Raw genomic sequence first — 11365 nt, 5'->3', positions numbered from 1 at the left:
GCTCACCCTGAGCCTGTCGAAGGGCACGCGCGGGAATTGCCCCAAGTGACTCTCACCCTCGCCACCACCACTCCCGGCGAGCCGGAGATTTTCGCCTCGATCCAGGGTGAAGGCCCCTCCATGGGCAAGCCCTGCGCCTTCGTGCGCCTGTCCCGCTGCAACCTTGCCTGTGTGTGGTGCGACACGGCCTATACCTGGCGCTTCACCGGCGATAACCGCCCGCACCGTGACGGGATCGCCTATGATCGCGCGGAGAACCAGCTGACCCTGCCCGAGGAGGAAGTGGTCGCGCGTATCGCCGCCCTGGGAATGAAGCGGCTGGTCATCACCGGGGGCGAACCGCTGTTGCAGGCCCCCGCCCTTGCCCGCATGCTGGAACATCTGCCCGGCATGATCGTGGAGATCGAGACCAACGGCACGATGAAGCCCGCCGAGGCGCTGGACCCGTTCGTCGCGCAATACAATGTCAGCCCCAAGCTGTCGCATAGCGGAAACCCGGCCGAGCTGGCGCTGATCCCCGAACGGCTGGAAGGCTGGGTCGCGCAGCCGAAGGCGACTTTCAAATTCGTGGTCGCTACCATGGAAGATGTGGCCGAAGTGCTGGCGCTGGCGGAGGCCCATGCCATCCCGCGCGAACGCATCATGGTGATGGGCGAAGGAACCGATCAACAGACCCTTGAACGCCGCGAGGCATGGCTTGCCGATGTCTGCATCAGAGAGCAATTGACTTTGTCCAAAAGGTTGCACATCCAGCTGTTCGGAGACAGCAGGGGCACATGACAACTCAAGCGGAAACGGGCACGGAGCAGGGCGGCGAAATGGCGGAAACCGGCCACCCTAAGGGTCCACCGGGCCGCATGATGCGCGGCGACCTGACGCAGGGCCCGATCCTGCGCACGCTGATTCTGTTCAGTATCCCCACGCTGATGGCCAACATCCTGCAATCGCTGTCCGGCACGGTGAATTCGATCTGGGTCGGGCGGATGCTGGGGGAAGAAGCACTGGCCGCCACGGCCAATGCCAATATCGTGATGTTCCTGGTTTCCAGTGCCGCCTTCGGCTTCGGCATGGCGGGCACGGTGAAGATCGGCCAGCGCTTCGGCGCGCGCGATGTCGATGGCGCGCGGCGCACCTTCGGCACAGCCGTGGGTTTCTGCAGCCTGCTGATGATCGCCATCGCCGCGTTCGGCTGGTACATCGCGCCGGGCCTTCTGACCGTGCTGGAAACGCCGGAAGGCGCCTATCCGCTGGCGCTGACCTATCTGCGGATCATCTTCCTCTCCATGCCGTTCATGATGGTGTCCATCATCCTGACCATGGGGCTGCGCGGCACGGGCGATGCCCGCACGCCGTTGATCTTCATGGGCGTGACCGTGGCGATCGATGCCGTGTTCAACCCGCTGCTGATCGGCGGCTTCGGCCCGATCCCCGCGCTGGGAATTGCCGGCTCAGCACTCTCTACCATGCTTGCCAGCTTCATCTCCTTCCTGGGCATGATCATCTATGTCTATGCCAAGGATCTGCCCCTGCGCCTGCGCGCGGCCGAGCTTTCCTATCTGCGCCCTCAGCGGGAGGAGCTGGGCTATATCATTACCAAGGGCCTGCCGATGGGCGCCCAGATGCTGGTGATGAGCGCGGCGGGCATTATCGTGGTAGGGTTGGTCAATCGGGAAGGCCTGCTGATGACCGCTGCCTATGGCGCGGCAATGCAGCTGTTCACCTATATCCAGATGCCCGCCATGGCCATTGGCGGCGCGGTGAGCGCCATGGCCGCGCAATTCATCGGCGCAGGCAAGTGGGACCGGCTGGACAGCGTGACGCGCGCGGGCGTGATCGTGAACTTCGTGATGACCGGCGTCCTCACCGTAATATTGCTGCTGTTCGACCGGCCGGCTTTGGGCCTGTTCCTGGGGCCCGACAGTCCCGCCGTGCCGCTGGGCCGCCACATCCAGTTGCTGGCCGGGTGGAACTTCATCTTCTTTGGCGTGACGATGGTCTATTCCGCCACCATGCGCGCTGGCGGTGCGGTGATGGTGCCGCTGATCATCATCGCGATCGCACTCTATCCCGTGCGCCTTGGCTTCTACTGGCTGACCTATGACTGGCTGGGCGCAGACGCGATCTGGTTCAGCTTCCCGGTCGCGGCCTTTGCCGGGCTGGTGCTGGGCTGGTGGTTCTACCACTATTCCTCATGGCGCGAGGTGGCGAAGCCCGAAACAGAGGGCGAGGCTGCGGAACAGGCGCAGGCCGAAGGAGAGCCCGCAGGCCGCTTCACGCCATCGGTGTGATGCTCTGCCACGCCTCGTCATTGCGAGCGTAGCGAAGCAATCCAGGGCGCCCTATTCTGAGCTCTGGATTGCTTCGGACCTTTGGTCCTCGCAATGACGACATCTCACGAAGCGCGAGAAGGGGTGGAATTCACCGCCCCTGTGAGCGCCAGCGCTGGACGACCCGCTGAACCATCTCTTCCTCGCCGCCCGACTGGCGCCACAACTCCACGAAGCTGGGATCGTCAGACGCAGGGCGCCGTGAATCTTCCAGATTGTCGAATGACACGCGGATCGGAATCGAAACGCCCTCCCCCACGATGATGCATTCGCGGTTGCGCAGGGCGGGGATGGAATCGAGGAAACCGCGCGCGCCTTCAGGCATGGCGGCTTTCACGAAGCTCTGGTCGCGCTCGTTATTGAGGCGCATCGAGATGATCGTGCCGCATTGGGAGAGCACGCCTTCGGCAAGGTCGGAAGGGCGCTGCGTAATCAGGCCCAGCGATACGCCATATTTGCGGCCTTCCTTGGCTATGCGCGAGAGAATGCGGCCAACGGAAGACCCATCGGCATTCTTCTCGTTCGGGACATATCGATGCGCTTCTTCGCATACCAGCAGGACCGGCCGCTGTTTTTCCTCGCGCCCCCAGATAGCGAAATCGAACACCAGGCGGCTCAACACCGCCACCACGGTGGAAGTGATGTCCGAAGGCACACCGGACACGTCGATGATCGAGATCGGCTTGCCGGAAGGCGGCATGCGGAAGATCTTGGCGATGAATTCCGCCATCGTGTCACCCACCAGCATGCCCGAGAACATGAACTGGTAACGCGGATCGGATTTCAGCTCGTCGATCTTGGTCTTGATCCGCATGTAAGGCGCAGAGGAAGTCGCCTTGTCGAGCTTGCCCATCTCGTTCTGGATGATGTTGGTCAGGTCCGACAGGAGATAGGGGATCGGCGAATCCACCGTGATCTTGCCCATGCTCGCCGCGAGGCGATTCTTGCTGCGCGCCTCCAGCAGGCACTTGGCCAGAATATCCGCATCCTCCTGCAGCGCATTGCCCGTGGTCTTCAGGAAGACTTCGCAATGTTCCTCGAAGTTCATCAGCCAGTAGGGCATCTGCAGGTTCGACACGTCATAGATCACGCCGGTATTGCGGAACGCGGCCGAATATTCGCCATGCGGGTCGATCATCACGATATGGCCCTGCGGCGCGGCTTCGCAGATGCGGTGCAGGATCAGCGCCGCACTGGTCGATTTGCCGGTACCCGTGGAGCCCAGCAGAGCGAAGTGCTTGCCCAGCATGGCGTCGATGTAAATGCCTGCGCGAATGTCGCTGGTAGGATAGACCGTGCCGACTTGGATGGCCGAGCGGCCATCCGAGGCGTAGATCTGCCTCAGATCCGCATTGGTCGCGGGATAGATCAGCGCACCGGGAATGGGATAGCGCGTTACGCCGCGACGGAAGCTGTGGATGCGGCCGGTCAGGCGCTCCTCATCGCCCTCGCCCAAAAAGTCGATATTGGCGACGATACTGGAATTGGGGCCGCGCCGGTCCTGCCGCTGGTTGCGCACGCTTGCCAGCAGCCAGCCGCCGGGCACGCGGATCTTGACCTGGCTGCCCACCTGCCCTGCCAGCGCAATGGAAGGATCGGCATCGCCCGCGCATTCATTCAGCCGTTCGAGATCGAGCGCGATCTGCGAGCCGGAGCCGGCAATCTCCAGCACTACCCCGATGGGCTGGCTGGCATTCTCCCCGGCCGGAAGCGGCGCGGCATGCTGCGACGCCTGCCCCGCATCGTGGGGCTGCCCGGCAGGTTGGACTGGCCTGAAATACTGCTTGTCCAGATCGGTCATTCGCCCCCCGCGGTTGCGTGTGTCTATTCACCGCACCGCATAGGAAAATGACGTTAATATCGCGTCAATGCCGCCCCTCGGATCAGCCTCTGCCCGGATCAGACCAGCGCGAACAGACGGCCTGCCACCCAGCCCATCAGCACGGACAGCACACAGGCGATCAGGCCATAGAACACAGGCTGATCCTCGGAGAATTGCGCTATGAACCGCTCAAACCCCTCCTTGCGCACTTCCACGCGCGAAACGGCAGAGGCCACCACCCGGCCACGGGTGATGGCAAAAGTTTCGGCCGTATAAGTGCCGGTCTGCACGCTGGAAGGCAGCGCAATACGTGCCTGATAGAGCACCTGCTCGCTCACCGAGACGCCCTTGTCATCCTGCTTGTAGAGCCCTTCACGCGTGCGCAAATCCACCAGGCCGGCGGCAAAACGCGCCTGTTCTTCCGGATCGATCGCGCCAATGGGCGACAATTGCAGCCAGCCGAGCCCTAGTTCATAGATCGCGGCTGTCCGCTCATCCACGATGTCCTTGATCGGTCGGGAACTGGCAACAGCGAAGAATGACGGCGCGGAACGGAAATCGCTGCTGTCTACGTTCACCCACATGCCCGCGATCTTCTGCTTCTCACGCAGGCGGATGGACTGGGTGGGGCCCTTCAGCACCACAACGATATCGTAGTCGCGGCCCGCGCGGATGCCGCTGGGATCGAGGATCGCGCCGAAGAGCAACAATTCCGTGCCGGTGAAGCCCTGCCGCACCTGAATCTCGTGCTGGGACACCTCCGGCACAAGGATCGGGTCTCGCTGGCCCGACAATGCGAAAAAGGCCAGCAGCGCCAGCAGAGCGGATGCAGCGCGCCCATTCATAGCGGGACTACCGTGTAAATCTCGTCCGGCCGGTATCCCAGGCCGAAAGCCATGCGCAGCGCAATGGCAAGGACGATGGCGGCGAGAGCGAAGCGCAGATAGACCGGCTTGGCCTTCTGCGCGAACTTTACCCCCAATTGAGCCCCGGTGACCGAGCCGATCAGCAGCATCCCCGCCAGCACGATGTCCACCGCCTTGGTGGTCAGCGCATGCATCATGGTGGTGACCATGGTGACGAACAGGATCTGGAACAGCGATGTTCCCACCACGACATTGGCACTCATCCCGAGGATGTAGAGCATCGCCGGGACCAGGATGAACCCGCCACCCACGCCCATCAGCATGGTCATGATCCCGGTCAGTATACCCAGGATCAGGGGTGCCAGCGGTGATATGTAAAGGCCGGAGCGATAGAAGCGCCAGCGCAACGGCAGGCTGGCGACCAGCGGGTGATGGCGCCGCTTGCGTGCTGGCGGGGCATTGCCGCTGCGCATGGCGCGGATCGTCTGGATGCTTTCGCGCATCATCAGCGCGCCGATAGTGCCCAGCAAGAGGACATACAGGATGTTGATCACCGTATCGATCTGGCCAATCGCCTCAAGGATACGGAACAGCACCGCACCGATGCCGGTGCCGATAATGCCGCCTGCCACAAGGACAGCGCCGATACGATAATCAACCCCGCCGCGGCGGGTATGGGCAAGCACGCCGGAAACGCTGGCGCCCGTCACCTGGCTCGCCGCACTGGCTGCCGCGACGGTGGGCGGCACTCCATAGAAGATCAGCAACGGAGTGGTCAGAAACCCGCCGCCCACGCCAAAAATACCAGAGAGAATGCCCGTCAGCGCACCCAGGCCAATGATCACCAGACCATTGACCGCCAGATTGGCGATGGGGAGATAGACATCCATATCACCGCGTAACGCAGCGTTGCGGCGGATTAAAGGCGCTGTGCCCGAAATTCCGCCAAAATCAGGTGGAAGAGCGGGCGCAGATCACCAGGCACACCTAAAATCCCGTTGAAACCGTAATGGCCGCCCCATCAGAAGGCTCGGCCTGCCCCGCAACCCGCATGCGCCAGTCCACCGACACGCGCGAATTGAGCTTACCCAGCGGCATATAGACGGACGCGGCGGGCCCGACATCCAGACGCCCCGCCCCTTTCTGCGCTCCACCCCAGACGCCCGCCCCGGCGTGCACATCCATAGTGCCGATCCGGACCACCGGACGCTCCGCCCGGACCTGTCCATCGACAAAGGCGCTCGAGTAATCGCCCCAGACATAGCCAGCCTGTGCATAGGCTTCTGCACGAACTCCCAAAGGAAGCTGGACAGGGGGCAATTGCGTTACCGCATAGGCCGCCGGCCGGATGGAGGTGCGCCCGTTTACCCGGGAGACCCGGCCTTCGGCGGCCAGAGTCACGGGCACATCCGCCAGCGGACGCGCGGAAACGCCAAGCGCCCCCTCAACCTCCTGCGCGCCAGCCATGGCCTGACTGATCCGCCCATAGATTTCGGGGCGATGCCCGCTCTTCGGCATTACGCGATAGCGCACCACCACGCCTGCCTGGCTGGCCCCATAGCTATTCCGCCCCGACGCGAGCGCCGTAGTGGTATCCTGACGCAGCAACGCCCAGCCATCTACGGACCACCGGCGCAAGGGCTTCGCCTGCGCGGCCTGAACTGCTGGCTGGAACGGAGCGGCTTGCGGCGTTGCCTGCGCAATGTTTGCCTCCGTATGGGGTGCCCCGGGGGCCAGCGAATAGCTCCATGGCAGAATCCCGGTTGAAGACATCGCGCCTTGCTGGACGGACCCACCCATCGCTGAGCCGGGCATCGCTGAGCCCCACATCGCTGAGCCCCACATCGCTGAGCCCCACATCGCTGAGCCAGGCATCCCTGAGCTCCGCATCGCGCCCGGAGCAGCTTGCTGTTGCCAGACCGCGCCCGGCCGAAATCCCATCCGCATGATGATCTGCTCAATCAGTCCCGGATCGGGTTCTGCAAGGACATAGACCACAGCCGGTACCTGCTGGACTTGCTGGACCTGCTGAAGTTGCTGCCTGTGCCCGGCCAGGGGCGGTTGACCTGCCGTTCCGGCACCCGCCCCGGCAAAGCCCTGCGCCGCATGCGACATTGGTATTTCCCCATATGCCCCGCGCAGGCCAATCCAGCCTCCAAGCACGAGCAACAGCATCATTATCGGCCGGCCGCGTGGTGGCCTGTAATTATTCATACTGTCGCCCCTCTCTTCATGGCCGGATGGGCGTCATGATGAGTCTTGTCCCAATGAGGCGCTACTCCAGCGAGGCTGGCGATATATGCGAACAAAGCCCGCCGCCCGGCCATGATCGCGATCACATTCGCCACCGGTATGCGCGCAATGGCTCGGATACCCTCCCCCATACCATATTCGCGTGTCGTGAACGCGAAGCGCATCGCCGCGCGCCAGACAAAGCTCGCAAAGTTGATCGCCACCAGGGATGCCACCAGCCCATCGCCGACCAGATAGCGACCGAAGCCGAGCTCTTCGGCTACCCACAGCACCGCCGCGATGGCGAGCAGGAGATAGGCGATCGCCAGCACAAGCGCGGTAAGCGGCCCCCGCCGGTCCCGCATCCGCATCCACAATTCGACGGGATGAGGATGCCATCCCAAGCGGTCCCACCCCTGAAAGGCAATTCCGTGAACCCAGCGGGTCTTCTGCCGGATCGCGGCGTTGAGCTGAGCGGGAAAACAGGCGCGGGTAGCCACCAGTTCGCCGTCATCTCCGCGAAGGCGCAAAAAGCGCGACTTGCCGCCAGCGGCCTTGATACGGATGCCCAGTTCATAATCCTCAGTCAGGCTATCGACCGAGAAAGGCCCGTCACTGTCCGGCCGGGCGGCAGTCAGCCGCCCCAGTATCGGGCGCGCGAAAGCACAGCCGACCCCTGCCGCAGGAAGGCCCGCAGCAAGTGCATCGCGCACCACCATGGCTTTGGCGTGGGCTTCGGCGAATTCATCGAGATAATGGCCCGCAACCCAGCGCGATCCGCCCTGAGGCTCCGGCCTGACCGGGAGCTGGATGAAGTCCGCGCTGTCGAGCGCGCCGTCCAACACCCCCAATGCCGCAGGATCGACCATATCCTCCGCATCGTGGAGCAGCACCATCCGGCAGGCTTCCCCCCGTCGCCGCTCGTCATCGCACATCGCCAGATAAAGCCGATTCAGACAATCGGCCTTCGTGGTGGGGCCATCGCGATCATGCACAACCAGCCGCACACGGGCATCGCCCCGGGCCGACTTCATCACAGCTTCCATCGTGGCCGGATCATTGCGATAGCAGCCGACGTAGATAGTCAGTTCCTGCTGCGGCCAAACGGACAAGGCATGGGCCACGGTCGCCCCGATCACATCTGCTTCCCGCCAGGCCGGGATCAGGACGGCGGCCCTGCCCTTTAGCGGCCGGGCGACCTCAACGGCCCGATCGATCCGCCCGGTTTGAGCCCGGCCGGTCAGTTTCAGCCACCCCCAGGCGATATCGATGCCGAATTCATCAAGCGCGCCAAGCAGGAAAAAACATCCTGCAAAAAGCAGCAGCTCATGCTCTGCCAGAGCCAGCCAATCGAGCAGCGCAGATGCCCCGAATTCCACTAATGCGACCCCCGATTCCCCTTATTTCTTAGGCTAATGGCCACTCCGCGCATGCGCAACGCGAGAAACATCCAAAATACCGCATTTACTTGCATCTCTTGCCCCCATCGGAAATGGTGAGCCCATGCAACAGCCATCGCTTATCCGTGTCGCCGTTCGACCCTTGCGTGCACTGTTCGTCAGCGACGCCTTCGAGGGAATATTGCTGATCGCGATTGCTGCCCTGGCGATTATCGTGGCCAATTCCCCGCTCGCCGATGTCTACGAGGGGTTCTTCCACGATCCGCTGGCCTGGACGCCGATCGCCAAGCTGAACACGGTTCACCTGTGGATCAACGACGCATTGATGGCCGTGTTCTTCTTCGTAGTCGGGCTGGAAGTGAAGCGCGAAATCGTGGCCGGGAACCTCGCGGATGCCCGCCAGCGCCGCCTCCCGGTGATGGCGGCCGTTGCGGGAATGGCCGTGCCGGCGGCGGTCTATCTGCTGATTGCCGGCGGCGATCCCCGGCTGGCCAATGGCTGGGCGATCCCCGCGGCGACCGACATCGCCTTTGCCATGGGGGTGATCGGCCTGCTCGGCAGCCGGGTGCCGGCATCGCTGCGCCTGTTTCTGCTGACCGTGGCCATCGTGGACGATATCGGCGCCGTACTGGTCATCGCGATATTCTACACCGCCAATCTCAAATTCGCCTGGCTGATCGCTTCGCTGCTGGTCTTCGGCGGCTTGCTGGCGCTGAACCGGGCGCGCGTCAGCATGATGACGCCCTATATCCTGGGGGCGCTGGTGCTGTGGTTTTGCGTGCTCAATTCCGGCATTCATGCAACCATTGCCGGTGTCGTGGCGGCACTCGCCATCCCCATGCGCGAGCGAGGGGGATCGACCATGCTGGAAACCATGGAACACGCTCTGGTGGGCTGGAACGCCTATCTGGTGGTGCCGCTGTTCGGCTTCGCCAATGCCGGCGTTGCGCTGGCCGGGCTGGGGCTGGAAGAGGCCTTTGCGCCTCTGCCGCTGGCTGTTGGAGCAGGGCTGGTTCTGGGCAAGCAGCTGGGCATTTTCTCCTGCATCCTGACAGCCGACAAGCTGGGAATAGCCAAACGGCCGGAAAATGCAGGCTGGGCTCAGATTTGGGGCACTTCAGTGCTGTGCGGGATTGGTTTTACGATGAGCCTTTTCATCGCTGAACTGGCCTTCCCCACCAATCGCCTGCTGATCGAGGAGGCCAAAATCGGCATTCTGGCCGGATCGCTGGTCTCAGCCCTGCTGGGTTACGCGGTGCTGCGGCTCTCCACAAAGGGATCCCCCGCAGCCGCGTAACCCGGCGGGCGGAGCTTACCAGCTGCCGGTATTTTCCATGCTGACCCAGGGTTCCTGCGGTTCCAGATGGCCGTCCTGAAGCAGTTCGACCGAAATGCCGTCCGGCGTCTTGATGAACGCCATGTGCCCATCCCGCGGGGGGCGGTTAATGGTAATTCCAGCGTCCATAAGGCGCTGACAGGTCTCGTAAATATTATCGACCTGATAGGCCAGATGGCCGAAATTACGGCCCCCGGTATACTTCTCGCCCTCTTCGCCTTCGGCCGGCCAGTTATAGGTCAGCTCCACCTCGGCATCCTGACCGGGCGCGGCGAGAAAGATCAGGGTGAAGCGGCCCTTGTCATTTTCCATCCGGCGCGTTTCTTCCAGCCCCAGCAGCTTGAAGAAAGCCACGGTGGCGTCCGGATCGGTTACCCGGATCATGCTGTGGAGATATTTGACCACGCTTTACTCCATTCATCGCTATTCAAACACGGTTCATCGGCAAAGTAGGATCCATTCATCGTCCGCTTCCCGGACTCAGCGAGGATGCCTGCCATGAGTGAAGACCCTAACGAAGATACCCCTGCCCCCGCCACCGCTTTCTGGCACAGGCATGATACGAAGCTCTTGTTGGGCAGCGCCACAATCCTTGCCGTGGGTCTGATAGTGGGCGGATACCTGCTGGGTGACGGACTTACTCGCGCCAGGGCGGCGGACCGTTCAGTGACCGTGCGTGGCCTCGCGGAACGCGATGTCACGGCAGACCTCGCCACCTGGACGATTTCCTATTCCTCGACCGCGCAAAACCTTGCCGAGGCGCAGGCCGACGTTGACCGGGACACTACCCAGATCAAGGATTTCTTCAAGGAACTGGGCTTCCCGCAGGACGCATTGGAGCCGACTGCGGTGAACGTGTCCAGCTACAACAATAATAACGGGATTCCGCAATTTACCGTCCGCCAGCGCATGAGCTTGCGCAGCCATGACATCAAGCGGGCGCAGGACGCGGTGCGTCGCCAGTTTGATCTGGTACGGCGCGGGGTGGTGCTGGAGGAAGGATCGGGCATGGCCTACACCTTCACCAAGCTCAACGCGATCAAGCCTGAAATGGTGGCAGAGGCAACGAAGGATGCGCGCGCTTCGGCAGAACAGTTCGCCAAGGATAGTGGAACCAGCGTGGGCGGCATCAAGAGTGCGACCCAGGGCTATTTCTCGATTGAGGCGCGCGACGGGGAACAGGGCGGATGGGGCATTTCCGATAGCCCGTTCAAGAAGGTCCGCGTGGTCACAACAGTCGATTTTTACCTGCGCTAACGCCTGCCCGGAGGTTCCCATCCGCGCATGAATAATTCGGGCCGCGTCGAGGAGGCGCTACGCTGCACATAGAAAAGGGCCCGCACCAGTGCCGGTGCGGGCCCCTTCTTTTCGGTTCAAAACCG

General features: G+C 62.7%; 10 protein-coding genes and 1 pseudogene. 5 read left to right on the top strand and 6 right to left on the bottom strand.

The features are described 5' to 3' along the window. Positions 1 to 45 precede the first annotated feature (45 nt). Entirely contained in the window at positions 46 to 780 is a 735-nt protein-coding gene (locus H0274_RS13150; protein ID WP_226795951.1) for a 7-carboxy-7-deazaguanine synthase QueE, read from the top strand. A gap of 38 nt (positions 781 to 818) precedes the next feature. Further along, on the top strand, positions 819 to 2288 hold the full coding sequence (locus tag H0274_RS13145; protein ID WP_461395896.1) for an MATE family efflux transporter: 1470 nt from the start codon (positions 819 to 821) through the stop codon (positions 2286 to 2288). 130 nt (positions 2289 to 2418) lie between these two features. Here H0274_RS13145 and H0274_RS13140 read toward each other — a convergent pair whose 3' ends face one another. From H0274_RS13140 to H0274_RS13120, 5 genes are all read right to left on the bottom strand, one after another. After that, positions 2419 to 4128, bottom strand: a complete 1710-nt coding sequence (locus tag H0274_RS13140; protein ID WP_226795949.1) for an ATP-binding protein — start codon at positions 4126 to 4128, stop codon at positions 2419 to 2421. A gap of 98 nt (positions 4129 to 4226) precedes the next feature. Beyond that, entirely contained in the window at positions 4227 to 4994 is a 768-nt protein-coding gene (locus H0274_RS13135) for a TIGR02186 family protein (RefSeq protein ID WP_226795948.1), read from the bottom strand. Next, entirely contained in the window at positions 4991 to 5905 is a 915-nt protein-coding gene (locus tag H0274_RS13130) for a sulfite exporter TauE/SafE family protein (protein ID WP_226795947.1), read from the bottom strand. The genes H0274_RS13135 and H0274_RS13130 overlap by 4 nt, the downstream gene beginning before the upstream one ends. A gap of 97 nt (positions 5906 to 6002) precedes the next feature. Then, a complete protein-coding gene (locus H0274_RS13125; protein WP_226795946.1) occupies positions 6003 to 6788 on the bottom strand; it encodes a hypothetical protein in 786 nt (261 codons plus the stop codon). A gap of 437 nt (positions 6789 to 7225) precedes the next feature. After that, the gene (locus H0274_RS13120) at positions 7226 to 8626 is read right to left on the bottom strand and encodes a glycosyl transferase family protein (protein WP_226795945.1); all 1401 of its coding nucleotides are present in this window, start codon (positions 8624 to 8626) and stop codon (positions 7226 to 7228) included. Positions 8627 to 8750: 124 nt separating this feature from the next. On the opposite strand from H0274_RS13120, the gene nhaA reads away from it, so the two are divergent. Next, positions 8751 to 9944 carry a Na+/H+ antiporter NhaA gene (nhaA, locus tag H0274_RS13115; protein ID WP_226795944.1) on the top strand — a complete coding sequence of 398 codons (1194 nt, stop codon included), beginning with the start codon at positions 8751 to 8753 and terminating at the stop codon, positions 9942 to 9944. A gap of 15 nt (positions 9945 to 9959) precedes the next feature. On the opposite strand, the gene H0274_RS13110 is transcribed toward nhaA, so the two are convergent. Beyond that, entirely contained in the window at positions 9960 to 10388 is a 429-nt protein-coding gene (locus H0274_RS13110) for a VOC family protein (protein ID WP_226795943.1), read from the bottom strand. 84 nt (positions 10389 to 10472) lie between these two features. Here H0274_RS13110 and H0274_RS13105 point away from each other — a divergent pair. Both H0274_RS13105 and H0274_RS15710 read left to right on the top strand, forming a co-directional pair. Continuing rightward, a pseudogene (locus H0274_RS13105) lies at positions 10473 to 11072 on the top strand (SIMPL domain-containing protein); the annotation flags it as partial. Further along, on the top strand, positions 11056 to 11271 hold the full coding sequence (locus H0274_RS15710) for a VHL beta domain-containing protein (protein WP_226796161.1): 216 nt from the start codon (positions 11056 to 11058) through the stop codon (positions 11269 to 11271). The pseudogene H0274_RS13105 and the gene H0274_RS15710, both read left to right, overlap by 17 nt. The last annotated feature ends 94 nt before the right edge of the window (positions 11272 to 11365 follow it).

Source organism: Fulverythrobacter ferritrahens (assembly GCF_020539485.1).
GTDB classification, from domain to species: domain Bacteria; phylum Pseudomonadota; class Alphaproteobacteria; order Sphingomonadales; family Sphingomonadaceae; genus Andeanibacterium; species Andeanibacterium ferritrahens.
The sequence above is the reverse complement of the archived record's forward strand: the minus strand, read 5'-3'. Positions and strand labels throughout refer to the sequence as shown.